This window comes from Luteimonas sp. A277 (assembly GCF_054052045.1).
The window spans coordinates 21948-43218 of record NZ_JBSVRG010000008.1 but is presented as its reverse complement, the minus strand read 5'-3'; the positions used below and the strand labels follow the sequence as shown (position 1 = coordinate 43218).

Sequence of the window (21271 nt, the reverse complement as noted above, 5' to 3'; positions counted from 1 at the left end):
CGGCGGAAGACGGGGCACAGGGTAAACTCAAGGGTCCGTTCCAGGCGAGTTGGCGATGTCGAATCTGCAGGTGGTGTTGCTCTCCGGAGGCTCCGGAACCCGGCTGTGGCCGCTGTCACGCGAAGCCTACCCCAAGCAGTTCCTTGCCCTGGCGGGCGAGGCCACGATGCTCCAGGAGACCTGGTTGCGCGTGGCGCCGCTGGCCGAAGGCGCGCCGATCGTGGTCGCCAACGAGGAGCATCGCTTCCTCGCCGCCGAGCAGCTGCGGCTGGTGGGTGTGGAAGGCGCGGCCATCCTGCTGGAACCGGTCGGGCGCAATACCGCGCCCGCGATCGCCGCGGCGGCCCTTCAGGCCGTTGCCGGTGGTGAAGATCCGCTGCTGCTGGTGCTGCCTTCCGACCACGTGGTTCGTGACCCCGCGGCCTTCCAGGCTGCCGTGCGTGCAGCCATGCCGGCAGCCGATGCCGGCGCGCTGGTGACCTTCGGCATTGTTCCCGAGGCTCCGGAAACCGGCTTCGGCTACATACAGGCCGGTGCGGGCCAGGCGGCTGGTCAGGCAGCGGCGGGCGGCGTGCGCGATGTGCTGCGCTTCGTGGAAAAGCCCGATGCCGGGACCGCCCGTGCCTACCTGGAAGAGGGTGGCTACTACTGGAACAGCGGCATGTTCCTGTTCCGCGCATCGCGTTACCTGGAGGAGCTGCAAAAGTTCCAGCCCGCGATGGTGACAGCGGTACGCAAGGCCTTCGAAGGCGCCGCCCGCGACGGCGACTTCGTCCGTCTGGACAAGGATGCTTTCGCTGCATCGCCCGCGGATTCGATCGACTACGCGGTGATGGAAAAGACCGGGGATGCCAAGGTGCTGCCAGTCGACATCGGCTGGAACGATGTCGGTTCCTGGTCGGCGCTGTGGGAAGTGAGCAAGCAGGACGCAGACGGCAACGCCCACCACGGCGACGTGATCGCCGTCGACAGCCGCAACAGCTATGCCTGGTCGCGTCGCCTGGTGGCCATGGTTGGCGTGGACGACCTGGTGGTGGTGGAAACCGACGATGCCGTGCTGGTGGCGCACAAGGACCGGGTGCAGCAGGTCAAGGACGTGGTGGCCAGGCTCAAGGCCGGCGAGCGCAGCCACGCCGTGCTGCACCGCGAGGTACACCGCCCCTGGGGCAGCTACGACTCGATCGACCAGGACGACGGATTCCAGGTCAAGCGGATCAAGGTCAAGCCGGGAGGCCGGCTGTCGCTGCAGTCCCACAAGCACCGCGCCGAACACTGGATCGTGGTGCGCGGCACCGCGCGGGTGACCCGCGACAACGACGTGTTCGAACTGCACGCCAACCAGTCCACCTACATCCCGCTGGGGGCGAAGCACCGGCTTGAGAATCCCGGCAGCGAGATGCTGGAACTCATCGAAGTGCAGTCGGGCGATTACCTGGGCGAGGACGACATCGTCCGCTACGAGGACGTGTACGGGCGCTCGTAGGGCGTTGGTGGTTCGAGGTCACGCGGTTTCGGGGGCACGGGGCGGTCCTCCCCGAGGCAACCCCGCCCCCGAGGGGGGTGGCACGCGGTGGAAAAAGCGTGACACATGGCGCGCTCCTACCGGATGCGCCTCGGCCTCGTAGGAGCGCGCCATGCGCGCGAAGCCGCGTGACACGTAGCCCAGGAAGCTCCTGATCCCTCGCCCGGGCGATCCGCGCTAGCGCCGAAACAGCTGCACGACGCCGAGGATGATCACCGAGCCAAGCAGGGCGCCGAAGAATCCGGCGGCTTCGCCGGCCGAATACCAGCTCATTTCCCGGCCCAGCCAGGTGGCCAGCAACGCGCCGCCGATGCCCAGCAGCGAGGTCAGGATGATGCCCAGCCGGCGCCTGCCGGGGGTAATCATCCGGGCCAGGATGCCAACGATCAGGCCCAACAGGATGATGTAGAGCCAGCTGGTGCTGCCAAACGGTGGAGGCATTTCTATTCCTCTGGATTGATTGATGCGGCGACCGGCCGGTGCCGGTCGCCTGGGTTGTCAACGCTGCGGTCAGCGCGTGGTTTCGCCGCGCGCGCTGGCGTGGTGGTGTTCGGCCAGCACCTTGGCCACGCAGGCGGTGACCTTCTTGACCATGTCGATGTGCAGGAACTCGTTCGGCCCGTGGGCGTTGGAGTGCGGGCCCAGCACGCCGGTGATCAGGAACTGCGCGCCGGGGAACTTCTCGCCCAGCAGGCCCATGAACGGGATCGAGCCGCCTTCGCCCATGAAGATCGCCGGCTTGCCGAAGAATTCGCGGCTGCCGTCCTCCAGGGCCTTGCCCAGCCACGGTGCCAGCGCCGGGGCGTTCCAGCCGGTGGCGGCCTTTTCCAGCTCCAGGGTGACCTTGGCGCCGTTGGGCGTGTCGCGCACCAGGGCCTCGGTGAGCAGTTCACCGGCGCGCTTGCCGTCGATGGACGGCGGCAGGCGCAGCGACAGCTTCACCGCGGTCTTCGGACGCAGCACGTTGCCCGCGTCGTCCAGGCTCGGCATGCCGTCCACGCCGGTGATCGACAGCGCCGGGCGCCAGGTGCGGTTGAGGATCAGCTCGGCCGGATCGTCGGTAACCGGCTGCAGGCCCGGCACCAGGGGGAACTTGTCGTACACGGCCGTGCCGACCACCTTGGCGGCCTCGCGGGCCTGGTCGAGGCGGTCCTGCGGGATGGCAGCGTGCAGGGCGTCGATCAGGATCCGGCCGCTGTCCTCGTCCTCGACCCGGGTCAGCAGCTGGCGAAGCAGGCGGAAGCTGGAGGGAATGATTCCCGAGGCATCGCCGGAGTGAACGCCCTCGGTGAGCACTTCCACGGTCAGGTCGCCGCCGGTCATGCCGCGCAGCGAGGTGGTGCACCACAGCTGCTCGTAGTTGCCGCAGCCCGAATCCAGGCACACCACCAGTGAGGGAATGCCGATGCGGTCGGACAGGTGTTCCACATAAGCCGGCAGATCGTAGCTGCCCGACTCCTCGCAGGACTCGATCAGCAGGACGATGCGCGAGTACGGCAGCTGCTGCTCCTGCAGGGCCGTGATGGCCGCCAGCGAGCTGTAGAGCGCGTAGCCGTCATCGGCGCTGCCGCGGCCGTACAGCTTGCCGTCCTGCAGCACCGGTTTCCACGGGCCCTTGTCCTCGTCCCAGCCGGTGACTTCGGGCTGCTTGTCCAGGTGGCCGTACATCAGCACGCAGTCGTCGTTGCTGCCGCCGTTGCCGGCCGGGATCTCGATGAAGATCACCGGCGTGCGGCCTTCCAGCCGGATCACGTCAACCTGGATGCCGGGGATCGGCTGCGACTTTGCCCAGCCGGCCATCAGCTTCACCGCCTCGTCCATGTGGCCGTTCTTCTCCCAGTCGGGATCAAACATGGGCGACTTGGCGGGAATGCGGATGTAGTCGGAAAGCTGGTCGATGAGTTCGTCGTCCCATTTGTTGGAGACGTACTGGCTGATCTTGCTGGTATCCATGAGGGGCTCGCTGTGCGGGGAAGGCGCCTATTTTAGCGCGCCCGCCGTTCAGGCTTTTCCTACCCGGTCGCGCGGGGTCTCCCGGCGCGGCGCGGGGAGTTCGACGATGGGCGGCCTGGTGGCCGACAGGGAAACTGTGCATGCCGGCCGGGACGATCCCGGTTCGGGGACAGGAATTCACCACACCATCAAGGAGCAGGATCATGAACGGATTCAGGATCATTTTTGCCAGCTTGCTGCTGTCGCTGTTGATGCTCGGCGGCGCGTCGGCGAGCGAGAAGGTCAATATCAATACCGCCGATGCAGACACGCTTTCGCGCGTGCTGAGCAACGTCGGCCCGGCCAAAGCCGAGGAGATCGTTGCCCATCGCGCCGCCAACGGGCCGTTCAAGAGCGCCGACGAGCTGGCCCAGGTGAAGGGCATCGGGCTGGCTACGGTGGAGCGCAATCGCGAACGGATCGAGACCGGCACCCCGACCCGGCGTGCGCCCGCCACCGCAGGCGTGTCCCAGCAGCGCTGATTGGATCTTTCCGGGAGCCGCGTGCTCCCGGAAGACGGGGGCAGGGAGCCCCCGAGGACCGGCAGGATGCCGTTACATGGACGTAGAGCCGCCCGTGCGCACCCTGGTGTGCACGGGCGGTGCCTTTTTGTGCCGAACTGCAGGACCGATGTGCGGGCGGCCCGCCGGGCCAGCGGATAAACTGCGCGGATGTTGCCCCTGCCGCCCACAGCCCAGGTCTTGCCGGCCAACACGCATCGCCGCGAGCGCTGGCGTAACGGGCTGGGCTGGACCCGGGCGATCATGGCCTGGCCGGATGACGGGGACTGGCTGTGGCGGCTGTCAGTGGCGGAGATCGAACAGGCCGCGCCCTGGTCGCTGTTCCCGGGGATCGCCCGCGATCAGGTGCTGGTGGAAGGCGAGGGGTTGAGGCTGCGCTTTGGCGACGGCCGGGTGGAAGAACTCCTGCCCCCTCACGGACGTGCCCGCTATGACGGCGGAGAGGCTGTGACGGGTGAGCCCATCGACGGCCGCGCCGTGGCGCTGAACCTGATGTGGCGGCGTGACAGGCTGGAGATTGACGTGTGGCGTCGCCCGCTGGTCGGGCCGATGCTGTTTTTCGCCGGTCCGGCGGAAGGCTGGCTCCTGTACCTGCTGGCAGGGCAGGGCCGTTTCGACCACGGCAGCGGCCTGCCACCGCTGGAACGGGGGGATGCTGCGGTGCTGGCGTCCGCGCAGCGGAGCCGGTTCATGCTCGACGGCGGCGGCGAACTGATCGCCATGCGCCTGCGTCCACGGGAAGCAGCGCCGCCGGAGAGCGGCTTGCACGCTCCGGCGGGCCCAGGTCCCGGTCCAGGTTCAGTCGGCTCAGAAGCCGACGTTGACTGACAGCCAGAGGCGGCGGCCTTCCTGCAGCGTGCCGGTGACCGAGCGGCCGATCTGGGTGTAGTGCGATCCCCAGCCGGTGGCGCCGGTGTTGGTCACGTAGTAGTCGCCGTCAAGGAAGTCCTTGTCCAGCAGGTTGTAGATGCTGGCGTTGAAGGTCACGCTGTCGGAAGCGCGCCAGGATCCACCCAGGTGGAATTGGGTGTAGGAATGCAGCTTGCCCAGCCCGTCCACGATGGCCTGGTCGGCCGGACTGAGGTTTCCGTAGAGATTGGTGAAGCGATCGCGCTCGCCGCGATACTCACCGCGCAGCCACAGGCTGAGGGTGTCGGTGGCTTCCCAGTCCAGGCTGGCGTTGACCGAATGCTTTGCCTGGTTGGTGAACGGAGCGCCGCGGTCCTCGCCACTCTTCTGCTCGGTGTCGGCCCAGGTCCAGTTGCCGCCCATCGACCACGCCTCAGCGAACTGCCAGCGCGCGGCCAGCTCCACGCCCTGGCTGGTGGCTTCGCCCACGTTGGTGTTCTGGGCAAAGCTGTCCTGGGTAAAGCCGCTGCCCAGGTCCATGCAGCCCGGCAGGCCGGGGTTGGCCGCGGCCCAGCAGTTCGCCACCGGGGTGCCGGTGCTGATCATGTCCTCGAACTCGGTGTGGAACAGGGTCAGGTTGGCGTTGAAGCCTTGTTGGCCGTCGTAATAGAAGCCGATCTCGTGGTTGCGGCTGGTCTCAGGCTTCAGGTGCGGGCTGCCGATGGTGATGGTGCGGCCCTGGCCGGTGGCGCCATTGATGCCGTCATGGAGCTGGTTGACGGAAGGGGTGCGATAGCCGCGGCTGACGCCGCCCTTCAGGGTCCAGTTGTCACTGGCCGACCAGGTCAGATAGATGCGCGGGCTGAAGTGGCCACCGAAGGCGTCGTGGTCCTCATAGCGGCCACCGAAGGTCAGGCCCAGCGGATCGATGATCCGCCATTCGTCTTCCACGAACACCGCCCAGGAACTGCGTTCGAAGCGCTCCGAGGTGATGCCGTCCTCGACTTCGGCGTCGATGTACTGGCCGCCCACGCTGAGGGTGTGGGTCTCGCCCGGCGATGCCACCAGACGCGTATCCAGGATCAGGTCACGTGATTCCAGCGCGCGCGGCGCGCCGCCCACGATCCCGGGGAAGTTGTCCCAGGCCTGGCCGATGGTGCCGGGGATGGTGCGGCCGATGGTTTCGGTGGTTTTCCAGGTCACCGCGCTTTCCCACAGGCCGATGTCCAGCGAACCGCGGTGGGCCAGCACAGCCTGCTCGCGGTTGAAGCGCAGCTCGTCGGCATAACCGGCGGCGCTGTTGTCGGGAGTGGTGCAACCGGACACCGCGTTGCCGGCCCAGCCGTCCAGGGTGCCGAGCTGGCAGTCGTCGTTGTCATACACCTGCCGGCCCTGCTCCAGATCCAGCGAAACCTCGTGGAACTCGTTGGGAGTCAAGGTCAGGCGCGCGCCCCAGTTGCTGTTGCGCCCTTCCACGGCCGCGGCGCCGCGGCGGCTGACCGCCGCGTCGTTGCCGAACTGCAGGTCGGAAGCGCCGCGGTCGTGGATGCTGCCGCGGATGGCCAGCCCCAGACGGTCGGCGACCAGCGGGCCGGCGATGTAAAGGTTCGCGCCGCTGCTGGCGCCGTAGCCGCGGTCTTGCTGGAAGGTGTGGTTGAGGCCGATCGAGCCCGACCAGCTGTCGGCAACACGACGGGTGATGATGTTGACCACGCCGCCCACCGCGTCGGAGCCGTACAGGGTCGACATCGGGCCTCGGATCACTTCGATGCGCTCGATGGCCGACAGCGGCGGCATGAAGCTGTTGGAGGTTTCGCCAAAGCCGTTGGGGGTGATGTCGCCGCCGTTGTTCTGGCGGCGCCCGTCCACCAGCACCAGGGTGTAGGCGCTGGGCATGCCGCGGATGCTGATGTCCAGGCCGCCGGTCTTGCCAGTGCCCTGGTTGATGTCCACGCCCTCCACGTCGCCCAGGGCCTGGGCCAGGTTGGCGTACTGCTTGCGCTCGAGTTCTTCGCGGCTGATGACGCTGATGCTGGCGGGCGCGTCGGTGATCTTCTGCTCGAAGCCCGAAGCGGTCACCACGATGGTGTCGAAGTCGACGGTGGCGGGGCCGGGCTCGGCCGCAGCAGGGGCGGCGGCAAAAGCCAGGGCAATGGTTGTGGCAAGCAGGGTGCGCCGCGGCACGGGCTTGCGGTTGCGTGGGGACATCAACAGCTCCAGGTTCGTGGTTTTGCTCTCTCGGACCTGGGGTTGGCGGCGGCTGCCAGGCGGGGAAGGAAAAGGAGAAGTGCCGGACTCGTGGTCCGGCACGCTGGTGAGAATTGTAATGCGAATGGTTATTGTTTCAAGGGCCGGTCGATACGCGGGCTGCACGTCCAGCGATCATGGGTCCCGCGTGTGCTTGGGAGCAGCTTGTTCAGCCGCGGTCGTCGCGGGTCCAGACGGCGCCGTCGTGGACGCGGACAGGAAATTTCACTGCTGGCGCGTACGCGGGCGGACACAGGGCCCGTCCGTCGCTGACATCGAATTTCGCACCGTGCAGGACGCACTCGATGGTGCCGGTGGCCGGGTCGAACTCCCCGGCGGACAGTTCGAAATCCTCATGGCTGCAGCGGTCTTCCAGCGCGTAGAGGTCGCCGTCGCGGTTGAACACCAGGATCGGGGTGTCCCCGTCCCAGGCCACCTGCATTTCGCCGGGCAGCAGTTCGGAAGTTGCGCAGACGCGGATCCAGCCTTCAGTGTCCATCATGTTCATCTTCTTCAGGTTTGGCGTCGGTTTCCGCAACGGCGCCGGGCGACAGGCTCTTCTCCAGCACCTCGAAGCGCAGGTCGTCGCGCTTTGGCATGCCGAAACGCGGATCGCCGTAGGGAAAGGGCTCGAAAATACCGGTGCGGCGGTAACCGCGGCGTTGGTACCAGGCGATCAGCTCGGCGCGCTGCACGATCACCTGCATGCGCATGGTGCCCAGCTTCCAGTCCTCGCGGGCGATGCGCTCGCACTCCTCCAGCACCGCGCGGCCGGTACCCGAGCCCTGCAGCTGCGGCCGGACCGAGAACATGCCGAAATAGCCGGTGCCGTCGTCTTCGACGGCCACGTGGGCGCAGGCCAGCAGGGCGTCTTCGCCGGTCGCGTCCGGCGCGCCGGCCAGCAGCACGATGCTGCGCGGACGCTCGATGTCGGCGCGCAGCACCTCCGGGTCGATCCGGGGACCGTCCAGCAGGTCGGCCTCGGTGGTCCAGCCGGCGCGACTGGCATCGCCGCGGTAGGCGGATGTCACCAGTTCGACGATGGTATCGATGTCGGCGACCGTCGCCGGCCTGAATTCCAGTCTGGTCATGCAGAAAATCAACCCGTAGGAGCGCGCCTTGCGCGCGAAACCGCGTGAATCATGCCACCACGACGCACGGCCCGTAATCCGCGCGCCGTCCAGTTCAGCCGAGCAGCGTGCGGACCTTGTGCAGGCCGCTGATGAAAGCCTCGATTTCCTCGTGGGTGTTGTAGAACGCCAGCGAGGCACGGCAGGTGGCGGCCACCCCGTAGTACTGCAGCAGCGGGTGGGCGCAGTGCTGGCCCGAGCGCACCGCAATGCCCTCCAGGTCCAGCAGCGTGGCCAGGTCGTGGGCGTGGGCGCCTTTCACCAGGAATGACACCACCGCAGCCTTCTCCGGCGCGCGGCCGATGATGCGCACGCCGTCGATGCGGTCCATCTCTTCGGTCAGGTGGGCCAGCAGTTCGGCTTCCCGCGCCTGGATATGGGCCATGCCAATGCCGTCGAGGTAATCGACCGCCGCGCCAAGGCCGATGAAGCCGGCGATGTTGGGCGTGCCCGCTTCGAAGCGGTGCGGCGGATCATTGAACACGGTGCCGTCGAAGCTGACTTCCTTGATCATCTCGCCGCCGCCGATGAACGGCGGCATCGCCTCAAGGTGTTCGCGACGCGCCCACAGCGCGCCGGTGCCGGTTGGGCCGCACATCTTGTGGCCGGTGAACACATAGAAATCGCAGCCGATCGCAGTCACGTCCACCGCGCGGTGGGGCAGGGCCTGCGAGCCGTCCACCAAGGTGGCGATGCCGCGCCGGCGGGCCTCTCGACAGATGTCGCGCACCGGGTTGACGGTGCCGAGCAGGTTGGAGACATGGGTGAGCGCGAGCAGCTTCACGTCCGGGGTCATCGCCGCGTACAGGGCTTCCAGGTCCAGGCTGCCGTCGGGCTGGATCTCGGCCACGCGGATGCTGGCGCCGGTGCGCTCGGCCACCAGCTGCCAGGGCACGATGTTGGCGTGGTGTTCCATGCGCGAGACCAGGATGGTATCGCCGGGCCGGAGCTGGGGCAGCGCCCACGAATACGCCACCAGGTTGATGGCGAACGTGGTGCCGCTGCACAGCACCAGATCCTCCGGGCGGGCATTGATGAAACCGGCGAGCTTGCTGCGCGCGCCCTCGTAGGCCTCGGTGGCCTCGCTGCCGAGCTGGTGCACGGCGCGGCTGACGTTGGCGTTCTGGTGGCGGTAGAACCGGTCCACCGCTTCGATCACGACCGCCGGCTTCTGCGCGGTGTTGGCGCTGTCCAGATACACCAGCGGCTTGCCGTGTACCTGGCGCTGCAACAGCGGGAAGTCAGCGCGAACGCTCTCCCAGTCCACGGCCGGGGCCATTCCGCCCGGGGCGCTGGCCCCTTCCGCCCGGACGCTCATCCTCCGGCCACGCCCGAGACGGTTTCCAGGGTGGCGGTCAGGCGGGCGTCCATCGCCTCGCGCAGGGCCGGGTCCTGCACCGCAGCCAGCGGCTCGCGGGTAAAGGCCTGGGTCAGCAGCACCCGCGCCTCGCGCTCGGACAGGCCGCGCGAGCGCATGTAGAACAGCGCGCTCTCGTCCAGCTGGCCAACGGTGGCGCCGTGGGCGGCTTCCACTTCGTCGGCGTGGATCACCAGGATCGGCTGGGTGTCGATCTCGGCATCGGGCGACAGCAGCAGGTTCTTGTTGGAGAGCCGGGCATCGGTGCCGTCGGCGCCGGCCTGGATGGTAATGCCGCCGTGGAACACGACCCGGCCGCGACCGGTGCCGATTCCGCGCCAGAGCAGGCCGCAGGAGGTGTTGGCGGCAATGTGTTCGATGTCCAGGCGGGTGTCCAGGTGGCGACGTCCGGCGGCCAGCAGCACGCCGTTGGCATCCAGGCGGGCCGCGTCGCCGATCAGGCGCACGTTGAGCTCATGGCGCGAGAGCGCGCCGCCCAGCTCCACATCAACCCGGCGGTAGTGGGACGATTCGGCCAGCTCGGCCTCGGTGCGCAGGAATGCGGTGGCGCCATCGGATCCCGCCTGGGTGCGTGCGTGCTCCAGCTCGGCATTGGCGCCCAGGCTGATCTCCATCAGCGCGTTGTCGAGGTGGCGGTGCTCACCGGAAACGATGTGGTGTTCGGCGACAGCCAGGCGGCCGCCTTCGCCAATGTCGATCCGGTGGCGCAGGTGCCAGGCCAGTTCGGCGCCGTCCTGCGGCGCGCCCACGAAGACCAGCTGCAGCGGCTGCTCCACACGGGTGCCGGCAGGTACGCGCACCTGCACGCCCTGTTCGGCCAGGCTGGTCGCCAGCCGGGCGAAGACGGCGTCGCTGTCGGCGTAGCGCGCATCATTGCTGCCGGTGCCCGCCTCGGTGGTGACTTCGATGGCTTCATCCAGCCCGCTGCGATCCGACAGCGACTCGGAGAACCGGCCGTTGACGAACACCAGGCGCGGCGCGGCGATGCCGGCCAGCAGGGACGGATCAATCTCAACCGCGTCCCGGGAAGAGATGAACTCGCGACGCTCAAGCGCGCGCAGCGGGGTGTACTTCCACGCTTCGCTGCGGGGCCCGGGCAGGCCGTCGCCAAGCGTTGCGTCAAGCGCTGCGCGGCGGGCGGCGTCGCCCTGGAAGCTGCTGGCCAGCGACTGCAGCAGGGTACTCATGCTGCCTCCGGAGAAATGCGGTCCTTGACCCAGGCGTAGCCGTGCTCTTCCAGCTGCTCGGCCAGCTCCGGTCCGCCGCTCTCGACGATGCGGCCGTCGGCCAGCACGTGGACCACGTCGGGACGGATGTAGTCCAGCAGGCGCTGGTAGTGGGTGATGACCAGGAACGCGCGGTCGGGCGAGCGCAGGGCATTGACGCCCTCGGCCACGTGGCGCAGGGCGTCGATGTCGAGCCCCGAGTCGGTCTCGTCCAGGATCGCCAGCTTCGGCTCCAGCACGGCCATCTGGAAGATCTCGTTGCGCTTTTTCTCACCGCCCGAGAAGCCTTCGTTGACGCCGCGGTGCAGCAGCTTGTCGTCCAGGTGCAGCACGGCCAGCTTCTCGCGCACCAGCTTGAGGAACGCCATGGAGTCCAGCTCTTCCTCGCCACGCGCCTTGCGCTGGGCGTTGAGCGAGCTGCGCAGGAAATAGGTGTTGTTCACGCCCGGGATCTCGACCGGGTACTGGAAGGCCAGGAACAGGCCGGCGGCGGCGCGCTCCTCCGGCTCCAGGTCCAGCAGCGGCTGGCCTTCGAATTCGACGGTGCCTTCGGTGATGTCATAGCCATCGCGCCCGGCGAGGATGTTGCCCAGCGTGGACTTGCCGGCGCCGTTGGGGCCCATGATGGCGTGCACCTTGCCCGGCTGCAGGTCCAATGAAAGGCCCTTGAGGATTTCGCGGCCGTTGATGCTCGCGTGGAGGTTTTCGATCTTCAGCATGATGTGTTTCCCGTGAGGCGGCGCGAGCCGCCAGTTGCTTGTCTGTTTGCGGGCCGGGCCCGTCCTGCGGATGGAAGGGTCAGCCGACGCTGCCTTCCAGCGAGATATCGAGCAGGGCCTTGGCCTCGATCGCGAACTCCATTGGCAGCTCGCGGAAGACCGTTTTGCAGAAGCCGTCGACGATCAGGCTGATCGCGTCTTCCTCGGAGATCCCGCGCGAGCGGCAGTAGAACATCTGGTCGTCGCTGATCTTGGAGGTGGTGGCCTCGTGCTCGAGGGTGGCGGTCGGATTCTTGACCTCGATGTAGGGGAAGGTATGCGCGCCGCAATTCTTGCCGATCAGCAGCGAATCGCATTCGGTGAAGTTGCGCGCGCCGTCGGCGTTGCGGTCCATCTTCACCAGTCCGCGGTAGGTGTTCTGTCCGTGCCCGGCGCTGATGCCCTTGCTGATGATCTTCGACTTGGTGCGCTTGCCGATGTGGATCATCTTGGTGCCGGTATCGGCCTGCTGGCGGTGGTGGGTGAGCGCCACGGAGTAGAACTCGCCGACCGAGTCGTCGCCCAGCAGCACGCAGGAGGGGTATTTCCAGGTGATTGCCGAGCCGGTTTCCACCTGGGTCCAGGTCACCTTGCTGCGATCACCGCGGCACTCGGCGCGCTTGGTCACGAAGTTGTAGATGCCGCCGACGCCGTTCTCGTCGCCCGGGTACCAGTTCTGCACGGTGGAGTACTTGATTTCGGCGTCTTCCAGCGCCACCAGCTCGACCACCGCGGCGTGCAGCTGGTTCTCATCGCGCATCGGCGCGGTGCAGCCCTCCAGGTAGGACACGTGGCCCTTGTCCTCGCAGATGATCAGGGTGCGCTCGAACTGGCCGGTGTGGTTGGCGTTGATGCGGAAGTAGGTGCTCAGCTCCATCGGGCAACGCACGCCCTTGGGGATGTAGACGAAGCTGCCATCGGAGAACACCGCCGAGTTCAGCGCGGCGAAGTAGTTGTCACCCACCGGTACCACGGTGCCCAGGTACTGCTTCACCAGCTCCGGGTGCTCCTGGATGGCCTCGGACATGGAGCAGAAGATCACCCCGGCTTCCCTCAGCTCCTTCTGGAAGGTGGTGCCCACGGAAACCGAGTCGAACACCGCGTCCACGGCCACGCCGGCGAGCCTGGCGCGTTCGTGCAGCGGCACGCCGAGCTTTTCATAGGTGTCCAGCAGTTCCTGCGGCACCTCGTCCAGGGACTGGTACTTGGGCCCCTTGGGCGCGGAAAAGTAGCTCAGCGCCTGCAGGTCGATCGGCTCGATGTTCAGCCGGGCCCAGCGCGGCACCGGCATGGTCAGCCAGTGGCGGTAGGCGGCCAGGCGCCATTCGAGCATCCACTCGGGTTCTTCCTTCTTCGCGGAAAGCGCGCGGATGGTGTCTTCGTCCAGCCCTGGCGGGAACGATTCGGACTCGATGTCGGTGATGAAGCCGGCCGCGTACTTGCGGCCGAGCTGCTCGTGGACCAGCGCGTTGGGGCGCTCTTCCAATACGGGTTCGATGATCTGGGTGGCCATAGGCTGCCTGTATTTCAGTTGCCGGCGAGGCGGGCGTCGATGCGCCTGCCCCCGGACGGGGGTGGGGGAGGAACCGGTGCGTCGTCAAACATCTGCGCCAGACTCACGTCGCGCAGCGCCGCGGCGACCACATCGTTGATGCGGCGCCAGTTGGCGCGCACGCCGCACTGGCTGGCGATGCCGCACACGTGCTCTTCGAGACTGCATTCGGTCATGGCGATCGGGCCTTCCATGGCCTCGACGATCTCGAGCAGGCTGATGTCCCGCGGTGCGCGGGCCAGCCGGTAGCCGCCGTGGGCGCCGCGGAACCCTTCCACCAGGCCGGCCTGGGCCAGTGGCTTGAGCACCTTGCTCACGGTGGGTGTTTCCAGGCCGGCGCGCTCGGCCAGTTCGGCCGCGCTCAGCACGGTCTCGGGCTGGGCGGCAAGCACGGTCAGCACCACGGTGGCGTAGTCGGTGAGGCGGGTAACGCGGAGCATGCGGGGGCGGGAACTCCAATGAGGACCGAAATTGTACTCTTTCGCGCTTCGCGGCTCAAATACCCGCAGCTCCCCGGAGCTGTCGATGTTCAGCTTGCGCTGCAGTCGTTGGTCCCACGCGCGCTTGTCGCATCCCCGCTCGCGGTTGGCCACAATAGCGGCCCGATCGCTCACATCCGCTGCCGATGCCCCAGAAAAAGAAAAAGGAAAAGAAGATCGAGGCCCGCCTGTCGCCGATCCATGGCAACGGCGTCTTCGCTACCGCCGATATCGCTGCCGGCGAGCGGATCATCCGCTACAAGGGCGACCTGCGGACCCACGATGAAGTCGACGAGGAGTACGGCGGCCAGGAGGAGAACGGGCACACCTTCCTGTTCACCGTCAACGACGAATACGTGATCGACGGCAACCACAACTCCAACGTCGCGCGCTGGATCAACCACAGCTGCGATCCCAACTGCGAGGCGGTGGTGGAGGAAGACGACAAGGGCAGGTCGCACAAGGACAAGGTGTTCATCGAGGCGATCAGTGACATCGCCGCAGGCGAGGAACTGACCTACAACTACGGCATCGTGCTGGATGAGCGGCACACGCCGAAGCTGAAGAAGCTCTGGGCCTGTCGCTGCGGCGCGGACAACTGCACCGGCACCATGCTGCAGCCCAAGCGGCGGCGCTCCGGGTCCTGATGGGCCGCGGGCAGGCGCAATGCCCGCCCGTCAATACACGCCCGTCAGTCAGGCAGGGTGAGCTCGCGCCGGCGCGGGCGCAGCCAGGCCAGCAGCATGCCCAGCAGGCCTGCGGCCACCAGGTCCAGCACGGACTGGCGCAGCATCAGCGACAACGGCAGCGGCTGGGCCACATGGACCAGCAGGTGCCAGGGCACGAATGACACCAGACCGATGGCGATCCCGAAGGCCAGGCCCTGTTGCAGCCGCACTTCGTCACTGTCGTGGAGGCGGTAGTAGAGCCAGGTCATCGACAGGCCGATGAGCGCATAGGCAATCAGGATCCAGCCGAAGCGGGCGCTGGCCTCGGCCTGGCTGCGGTACAGCTCGGCGTGGGCGATGTAATCGCCACGCAGCAGCAGCCCGTGGACGACAAGGCCAAGTACCAGTGCGGTCATGCCGACCATCACGCTGCAGATCCAGAACCGCTTGCCCATGGAAATTCCCGCCTGGCCCCTGTGGCTTGTGCCCGATGCTAACGCGTGGCGTCCGGTGGCTCCAGCCTGGCGGCAGCTGCCAGCAGCGGCAGCGGATCGTAGGCGCCGTCGGTGCGATAGACGCCGTAGTGCAGGTGTGGCGGCGTGCCGCTTGCATTGCCGGTGTCGCCCACACTGCCCAGCACGCTGCCGGGCAGGACTACGTCACCCACCGCAAGATCTGGAGCCCAGTCGTCCAGGTGGGCGTAGTAGTGGCGTTCGTTGGCCGGGCCAAGCACCCACACCTGGCGGCCGCCGAGTCCGCTCTCGCGGATGGCCACGACCAGTCCCGGGGTGGCGCTGAGGACATCCGTGCCGCGGGGAGCAAAGATATCGACGCCCTCATGCCGGCGATCCGCACCCCGCGGGGCACCATAGGTGTCGGCAATACGCGAAGCCTGCACATCGCGTACCGGCATGGACAAGGTGTCGGGAGGTGGCATGCGGGCCAGTTGCCAGCTCATCTTCGGCTTGGCCATGAACGGCTGTTGCCATGCCCAGCCCGCCAGATAGGCGCCGGCCACCAGCAGGATGGCCCAGGCGATGAGGCTGTGGGCTGCAGGTCCGTAGTCCCTGCGGGTCGGCGTGGGCGGGGTGTTCGCATCCGGCATTGTCTGCACGGTGGGCCAGGGCCAATGAACGTGACGTCGGCAATCCGGCGGACACCCATGCTCCTGCGATCCGCAAGCCGAGTCCCGGCCACGGCGGGGCCTCTCAGCTCCCAGCGAAACACATCGAAGGAACAGCACTTCTCCACAAAAAAGGCCGGCACCCATTGGGGGCCGGCCTTTCAGATTGCGGGGCACGAAGCCCCAGCAATCGGCAAATCAGATAGCGGCGTCTTTCAGCTTCTTCAGCGCACGCACCTTGACCTTGACCGAGGCGGGCTTGGCGGCAAACACCTGCTCTTCCTTGGTGAACGGATTGATGCCCTTGCGCTTGGGCTTGGCCGGCACCTTGGTCGAGGTGATCTTCAGCATCCCGGGCAGGGTGAACGAACCCGCGCCGCGCTTGCTCAGCGAACCGGCGATGGTGTCATCCAGGGCGGCCAGAACAGCGCGCACATCCTTGGCCGCGAGGTCGGTGCTCTCGGCAAGATGGGAAATCAGACCGGCCTTGGTCAGCGGCTCCTTGATCGCCTTGGGAGCTGCGGCCTTGGCGGTCGCCTTCTTTACAGCGGCCTTCTTGGTCGCCTTCTTCACTGCTGTCTTCGCCATGTTTCCTGTTCCGTATGGAGGTGGAGTGGTGGTCTGGCCGATCGCATCGGCAGTTGGAATGTAGGACAAGAAGGGGGCGAGGCCAATAGAGAACTGCAAAAAACAGCGATTTTTACGCTCTGGACGGCTTTTTACAGCCCCTTCCGGTGCCGCGGGCGCGGCGGCCATCGCCACCAGCGCGCTGGGGAACCGGGCTGTGCATTGCCCCATGCTGACGGTGACGGACGCCACACGCACGTAACGGGGCGGGCCGTAGGCTTGAGCTCTTTGAAACGGAGCATGCACATGGGTATTTCACGCAAGGCCACCGCACGTTGGGAAGGCGACCTCAAATCCGGGCGCGGCAGTATCAGCACGCCCACCAGCGGGCTGATGCAGGACACCCCTTATGGCTTCAACAGCCGGTTTGCCGATGGCAAGGGCACCAACCCGGAAGAACTCATCGCCGCGGCACACGCAGGCTGTTTCACCATGGCGCTCGCCAACGCCCTGGCCGAGGCCGGGCACCCGGCCGATTCGCTGGACTCCCGGGCCGAAGTGGATCTGTCCACCGAAGGCGGGCCCACGTTGAGTGCGATCCGGCTGTTCACCAAGGCCAAGGTGCCGGGCATCGAGGAGACAAAGTTCCGCGCGATTGCCGATGACGCCAAACAGAACTGTCCGGTATCCCGGGCGCTCAGCGCGGTGCCGATCACGCTGGAGGCGGAATTGATCGGCTGAAGCCGGCAGCGCGCGCAGCAAGGTTTGCGGGTCCGCCGGGCGCCATGCATAGTGACCGCCGTTTCCGGGGATGGGGATTTCTGCATGCGTCGTCTGCTTCCGCTGGTGCTGGCCGGCCTGCTTGTACAGGGCTGTGCCCGCACCGAAGCTGTTTCCAATGATGTGGATGGGGTGCGGCTGCTGACAGCCGATCGCATCCACACTTCCGATCCAACGCGGCCGGTCGCCGAGGCCATGGCCTGGGATCGCGAGGGCCGGATCCTGGCCGTTGGCAGCGCCGCCGACCTGCAGCGCGAGTGGCCTGGCGCCGAAGTGCTGGATATGGGCGGCGCCACCATCGTGCCGGGACTGATCGACGCGCATGGGCATCTGCTGAACTTCGGCTTCTCGCTGATGTGGGCGGACCTTGCCGGTGTGGACAGCAAGGCCGAGGTGGTTGCACGGCTGCAGGCCTATGCGCAGGATCTGCCTGAGAACAGCTGGGTGCTGGGGCGCGGCTGGGACCAGAACCTGTGGCCGGAGCGCGAGTTCCCGACCGCCGCCGATCTGGATGAAGCATTCCCCGACCGGCCGGTGTGGCTGGTGCGGGTGGATGGCCATGCGGGCTGGGGCAACTCGGAGGCGATGCGTCTCGCCCAGGCGCAGGAAGGCGCGCAATCCTTCGCCGGCGACTGGAATCCGCAGGGCAGCCGGATCGTGCGCGATGGTGGCCAGGCCACCGGCGTGTTTGTCGGCGGTGGTGCGCGCCGGCTGGTTGAGCGTGTCATTCCCGAACAGGATGAGGCGCTGCGCGAGCAGGCTTTGGAGCGCGCGCTGGCCGCTGCTGTTGCGGTCGGACTGACAGGCGTGCACGACATGGGCGTCTCGCGGGACGACCTGGCGCTGTTCGGCCGCTTTGCCGATGAAGGCCGGCTGCCGCTGCGGATTGCAGCCTATGCCGCCGGTGACGGTGATGCGCTGGCGGATCTGTGTGCCAACGGCCTGTACACCCACGACGGCGGACGCCTGCGCATGCACGGGATCAAGCTGTTCATCGACGGCGCGCTGGGCAGTCGCGGTGCGGCACTGCTGGAGGAATACAGCGACGAGGCCGGAAACCACGGGCTGCTGGCCTACGAGCCCGACGTCTATGCCGGCATCGTGCGCCGCGCCCACGAGTGCGGCGTGCAGGTGACGACCCATGCGATTGGTGACCGCGGCAACCGCACCGTGCTGGATACCTATGCGAGCGTGCTTGGTGATGCGGTGGGTTCGGATCACCGCTGGCGCGTGGAACATGCCCAGATCGTGGCGGTCGAGGACATCCCGCGCTTCGCCCAAATGGGCGTGATTGCCTCCATGCAGCCGACCCACGCCACTTCGGATATGCCCTGGGCCGGCGATCGCGTCGGTGAAGAGCGACTCGCGGGTGCCTATGCCTGGCGCCGGTTCCTGGATGCGGGTGGACGCCTGGCTCTGGGGTCGGACTTCCCGGTCGAGTCGGCTGATCCACGGCTCGGTCTGTACGCGGCGGTCACCCGTCAGGACCGCGATGGCCAGCCGCCGGGTGGTTGGCTGCCTGACCAGAAGCTCAGCGCCAGCGAAGCGCTGCACGGCTTCACCGCAGGCTCCGCCTGGGCCACCCGCAGCGAAGATGAGACCGGACGTCTGGCGCCGGGCCTGCGCGCCGATTTCGTGGTGCTGGGCGAAGACCCGCTGCAGGTTCCAGGCCAGACACTGGACGAGCTGGTCATCCGCTCCACCTGGGTGGATGGGGAAGCCGTCTACAGCGCGGATTGATCCGCTGATCCACATGGCGTTCCTGTCGCGGGCCGGCAGCACCCGGTGTCGCGGCAGGAACCCGTTGGGCGGCAGGGCCGCAGCCGCCCTACAATGCTTGGCTACACCTGTCTGCCACGCCCGGAATCCTGCTGCCAATGCCCCAGATCGTCCCGTTGAACGCCCGCTGGATCGTCCTCAAGTTCGGAGGCACCAGCGTCTCCAAGCGTGAGCGCTGGGACACCATTGGACGGCTGGCCGCCGAACGGGCGCAACTGCACCAGGCGCGCGCACTGGTCGTGGTCTCGGCCCTGGCCGGGGTGACCAACGCGCTGCAGGAGATCGCCGACGGCAGCGTGGACACGCAGCAGGGCTTCGAGCGGTTGGCAGGGGTGCATCGCGACTTCGCCGCCGAGCTCGGGCTGGATGCCGAGCAGGTGCTGGAAGCGCGCCTGTCCACCCTTCAGGCCCTTGCAGTGGATGCGCGCGCCGCCGGACGTGCACTGGACTGGCAGGCCGAAGTGCTGGCCCAGGGCGAGCTGCTGTCGTCGACCCTCGGCGCGGCCTACCTGCGTGCCCAGGGCCTGGATTTCGGCTGGCTGGACGCGCGCGACTGGCTGCAGGCGCAGCGACTGCCGAACCAGACCGACTGGACCACGCGGATGGCCGCCACCGGTCGCCGCGAGGCGGATGACGAATGGCGCGGGCGCTTCGCCGCCCAGTCGGATGCGCCGCTGCTGCTGACCCAGGGCTTCATCGCCCGTCATGAAGACGGCGGCACCGCGCTGTTCGGGCGCAGCGGCTCGGACACCTCGGCGGCGCTGTTTGGCGGCCGGCTGCGGGCCGAGCGGGTGGAGATCTGGACCGACGTGCCGGGCATGTTCAGCGCCAACCCGCGCGAAGTGCCGGATGCGCGCCTGCTGCAGCGGCTGGATTACGCCGAAGCCCAGGAAATCACCACCACCGGTGCCCGCGTGCTGCATCCGCGCGCGCTGGGCCCGTGCCGCGAAGCGGGCGTGCCGCTGGCGATCCTGGATACCGCACGTCCGGACCTGCCCGGCACGGTGATCGATGACGGCGCCGGCAGCGTGCCCGGGGTCAAGGCGATCAGCCGGCGCAGCGGCATCGTGCTGGTATCGATGGAAACGGTGGGCATGTGGCAGCAGGTCGGCTTCCTGGCCGATGTGTTCGAGATCTTCCGCGTGCACGGACTGTCGGTGGATCTGCTCGGCTCATCGGAGACCAACGTCACCGTATCGCTGGATTCAAGCGAGAACCTGGTCAGCACCGACGTGCTGGCGCGGCTGTCGGAAGACCTGGCCAGGTGCTGCCGGGTCAAGGTGATCGCGCCCTGCGCCTCGATCACCCTGGTCGGCCGCGGCATGCGCTCGCTGCTGCACAAGCTGTCGGACATCTGGGCCACCTTCGGCCAGGAACGGGTGCACCTGATCTCGCAGTCCTCCAACGACCTCAACCTCACCTTCGTGATCGACGAGGCCGACGCCGACGGCATCCTGGCCACCCTGCACGCGCAGCTGATCGCCAGTGGCGCGATGCCGGCGCACGAGCAGGGCGTGTTCGGCCCGCGCTGGAGCGAGCTGTCCGGTACGGCGCGGGTGCGCGGCACCCCGTGGTGGCAGGGCCAGCGCGAGCAATTGCTGGCGCTGGCCGCCGCTGGCACGCCCACCTATGTGCACCACCTGCCAACGGTGCGCGAGCGTGCCCGGGCGCTGGCGGCGATGGAGCCCGTGGACCGCCGCTTCTATGCCATCAAGGCCAATCCGCACCCGGACATCCTCAATGCGCTGGCGGAGGAGGGCTTCGGCCTGGAATGCGTGTCGCTGGCCGAGCTGCGTCACGCGCGGGATTCGGTGCCCGGGCTGGAAGCCGGGCGGCTGCTGTTCACGCCCAGCTTCGCGCCGATCGACGAATACGCGGGCGCGTTCGAGCTGGGCGCCATCGTGACCCTGGACAACGTGGAAGCGCTGCGGCGCTGGCCGGATGTGTTCCGCGGCCGCAAGCTGTGGCTGCGGGTGGACCTGGGCCGCGGCGAAGGCCATCACGCCAAGGTCAAGACCGGCGGCGTGGCATCCAAGTTCGGCCTGCCGGTGGCGCGCATCGAGGAATTCATGGAGGCCGCGCGGCAGCTGGATATCCGCGTCGACGGCCTGCACGCCCATCTCGGCAGCGGGGTGGATACGCCTGAGCACTGGCGCTCGGTGTGTGACGAACTGGGTGGCATCGCCAACCGCATTGGCAGCATCGACACCATCGATATCGGTGGCGGGCTGCCGATTCCCTACCGCGCCGAGGACGAGCCGTTCGACCTGGAGGCCTGGAGCGCCGGCATCGCCGAGGTCAAGGCCGCCTATCCCGGCTACCGGATCGCGATCGAGCCGGGCCGCTACCTGGTGGCTGAGTGCGGCGTGCTGCTGCTGACCACCACCCAAGTGGTGGAAAAGCACGGCGTGCGCCGGGTCGGCGGCGATGCGGGCATGAATGCGCTGATGCGCCCCGCCCTGTACGAAGCCTGGCATGACATCCACAACCTGAGCCGGTTGGACGATGTCGACCTGGTCGACTTCGACGTGGTCGGCCCGATCTGCGAAACCGGCGACGTGCTGGGCACCGGCCGCCCGCTGCCCGCGGCCACCGCGCCTGGCGACGTGCTGCTGGTGGCCGACACCGGCGCCTACGGCATGGTCATGGCCAACACCTACAACCTGCGCGAACTGCCGCGCGTGGAGATCATCAAGTGAG

Annotated in this window: 20 protein-coding genes; 7 read left to right on the top strand and 13 right to left on the bottom strand. The window is 67.5% G+C overall.

From position 1 onward, the window contains the following. Positions 1–55: 55 nt before the first annotated feature. Positions 56–1483 (top strand): mannose-1-phosphate guanylyltransferase/mannose-6-phosphate isomerase, encoded by a 1428-nt coding sequence (locus ACW7G2_RS09165; RefSeq protein WP_456974963.1) that lies wholly within the window; start codon positions 56–58, stop codon positions 1481–1483. 216 nt (positions 1484–1699) lie between these two features. On the opposite strand, the gene ACW7G2_RS09160 is transcribed toward ACW7G2_RS09165, so the two are convergent. Together ACW7G2_RS09160 and ACW7G2_RS09155 are read right to left on the bottom strand one after the other, a co-directional pair. Then, entirely contained in the window at positions 1700–1963 is a 264-nt protein-coding gene (locus tag ACW7G2_RS09160; protein ID WP_456974962.1) for a GlsB/YeaQ/YmgE family stress response membrane protein, read from the bottom strand. Between the two features lie 69 nt (positions 1964–2032). Further along, a complete protein-coding gene (locus ACW7G2_RS09155) occupies positions 2033–3475 on the bottom strand; it encodes a M20 family metallopeptidase (RefSeq protein ID WP_456974960.1) in 1443 nt (480 codons plus the stop codon). A gap of 203 nt (positions 3476–3678) precedes the next feature. On the opposite strand from ACW7G2_RS09155, the gene ACW7G2_RS09150 reads away from it, so the two are divergent. Both ACW7G2_RS09150 and ACW7G2_RS09145 read left to right on the top strand, forming a co-directional pair. Continuing rightward, on the top strand, positions 3679–3996 hold the full coding sequence (locus ACW7G2_RS09150; protein ID WP_456974958.1) for a ComEA family DNA-binding protein: 318 nt from the start codon (positions 3679–3681) through the stop codon (positions 3994–3996). 189 nt (positions 3997–4185) lie between these two features. After that, a complete protein-coding gene (locus tag ACW7G2_RS09145) occupies positions 4186–4863 on the top strand; it encodes a HutD/Ves family protein (protein ID WP_456974956.1) in 678 nt (225 codons plus the stop codon). On the opposite strand, the gene ACW7G2_RS09140 is transcribed toward ACW7G2_RS09145, so the two are convergent. The 8 genes from ACW7G2_RS09140 to ACW7G2_RS09105 all read right to left on the bottom strand — a co-directional run bounded on the left by ACW7G2_RS09140 (position 4843) and on the right by ACW7G2_RS09105 (position 13615). After that, positions 4843–7092, bottom strand: a complete 2250-nt coding sequence (locus ACW7G2_RS09140; protein WP_456974954.1) for a TonB-dependent receptor domain-containing protein — start codon at positions 7090–7092, stop codon at positions 4843–4845. The two genes, ACW7G2_RS09145 and ACW7G2_RS09140, sit on opposite strands and share 21 nt — an antisense overlap. A 208-nt stretch (positions 7093–7300) precedes the next feature. Next, positions 7301–7633 carry a non-heme iron oxygenase ferredoxin subunit gene (locus ACW7G2_RS09135; protein WP_456974952.1) on the bottom strand — a complete coding sequence of 111 codons (333 nt, stop codon included), beginning with the start codon at positions 7631–7633 and terminating at the stop codon, positions 7301–7303. Then, complete coding sequence (locus ACW7G2_RS09130) at positions 7620–8222, bottom strand: GNAT family N-acetyltransferase (RefSeq protein WP_456974950.1); 603 nt, start codon at positions 8220–8222, stop codon at positions 7620–7622. The genes ACW7G2_RS09135 and ACW7G2_RS09130 overlap by 14 nt, the downstream gene beginning before the upstream one ends. A 94-nt stretch (positions 8223–8316) precedes the next feature. Further along, positions 8317–9540 (bottom strand): cysteine desulfurase, encoded by a 1224-nt coding sequence (locus ACW7G2_RS09125; protein WP_456975223.1) that lies wholly within the window; start codon positions 9538–9540, stop codon positions 8317–8319. Between the two features lie 35 nt (positions 9541–9575). Further along, on the bottom strand, positions 9576–10826 hold the full coding sequence (gene sufD, locus ACW7G2_RS09120) for a Fe-S cluster assembly protein SufD (RefSeq protein WP_456974948.1): 1251 nt from the start codon (positions 10824–10826) through the stop codon (positions 9576–9578). Then, a complete protein-coding gene (sufC, locus tag ACW7G2_RS09115; protein WP_456974946.1) occupies positions 10823–11584 on the bottom strand; it encodes a Fe-S cluster assembly ATPase SufC in 762 nt (253 codons plus the stop codon). Before sufC ends, sufD begins: the two co-directional genes overlap by 4 nt. Positions 11585–11663: 79 nt before the next feature. Further along, on the bottom strand, positions 11664–13136 hold the full coding sequence (gene sufB / locus ACW7G2_RS09110; RefSeq protein ID WP_456974944.1) for a Fe-S cluster assembly protein SufB: 1473 nt from the start codon (positions 13134–13136) through the stop codon (positions 11664–11666). A gap of 14 nt (positions 13137–13150) precedes the next feature. Beyond that, complete coding sequence (locus tag ACW7G2_RS09105; RefSeq protein WP_456974942.1) at positions 13151–13615, bottom strand: SUF system Fe-S cluster assembly regulator; 465 nt, start codon at positions 13613–13615, stop codon at positions 13151–13153. Between the two features lie 185 nt (positions 13616–13800). Between ACW7G2_RS09105 and ACW7G2_RS09100 the strand changes: the two genes are divergently transcribed. Continuing rightward, on the top strand, positions 13801–14301 hold the full coding sequence (locus ACW7G2_RS09100) for an SET domain-containing protein (RefSeq protein WP_456974940.1): 501 nt from the start codon (positions 13801–13803) through the stop codon (positions 14299–14301). Positions 14302–14345: 44 nt separating this feature from the next. On the opposite strand, the gene ACW7G2_RS09095 is transcribed toward ACW7G2_RS09100, so the two are convergent. The 3 genes from ACW7G2_RS09095 to ACW7G2_RS09085 all read right to left on the bottom strand — a co-directional run bounded on the left by ACW7G2_RS09095 (position 14346) and on the right by ACW7G2_RS09085 (position 16033). Then, a complete protein-coding gene (locus ACW7G2_RS09095; protein ID WP_456974938.1) occupies positions 14346–14777 on the bottom strand; it encodes a hypothetical protein in 432 nt (143 codons plus the stop codon). 38 nt (positions 14778–14815) lie between these two features. Further along, complete coding sequence (locus ACW7G2_RS09090; protein WP_456974936.1) at positions 14816–15427, bottom strand: M23 family metallopeptidase; 612 nt, start codon at positions 15425–15427, stop codon at positions 14816–14818. A gap of 216 nt (positions 15428–15643) precedes the next feature. Further along, entirely contained in the window at positions 15644–16033 is a 390-nt protein-coding gene (locus ACW7G2_RS09085) for an HU family DNA-binding protein (protein WP_456975221.1), read from the bottom strand. Positions 16034–16318: 285 nt separating this feature from the next. Here ACW7G2_RS09085 and ACW7G2_RS09080 point away from each other — a divergent pair, with 285 nt between their 5' ends. The 3 genes from ACW7G2_RS09080 (at position 16319) to ACW7G2_RS09070 (ending at position 21270) form a co-directional block, all read left to right on the top strand. Further along, positions 16319–16753 (top strand): OsmC family protein, encoded by a 435-nt coding sequence (locus ACW7G2_RS09080; RefSeq protein ID WP_456974934.1) that lies wholly within the window; start codon positions 16319–16321, stop codon positions 16751–16753. Between the two features lie 84 nt (positions 16754–16837). Next, positions 16838–18532 (top strand): amidohydrolase, encoded by a 1695-nt coding sequence (locus tag ACW7G2_RS09075; protein WP_456974932.1) that lies wholly within the window; start codon positions 16838–16840, stop codon positions 18530–18532. A 137-nt stretch (positions 18533–18669) separates the two neighbouring features. After that, on the top strand, positions 18670–21270 hold the full coding sequence (locus ACW7G2_RS09070; protein ID WP_456974930.1) for a bifunctional aspartate kinase/diaminopimelate decarboxylase: 2601 nt from the start codon (positions 18670–18672) through the stop codon (positions 21268–21270). The last annotated feature ends 1 nt before the right edge of the window (position 21271 follow it).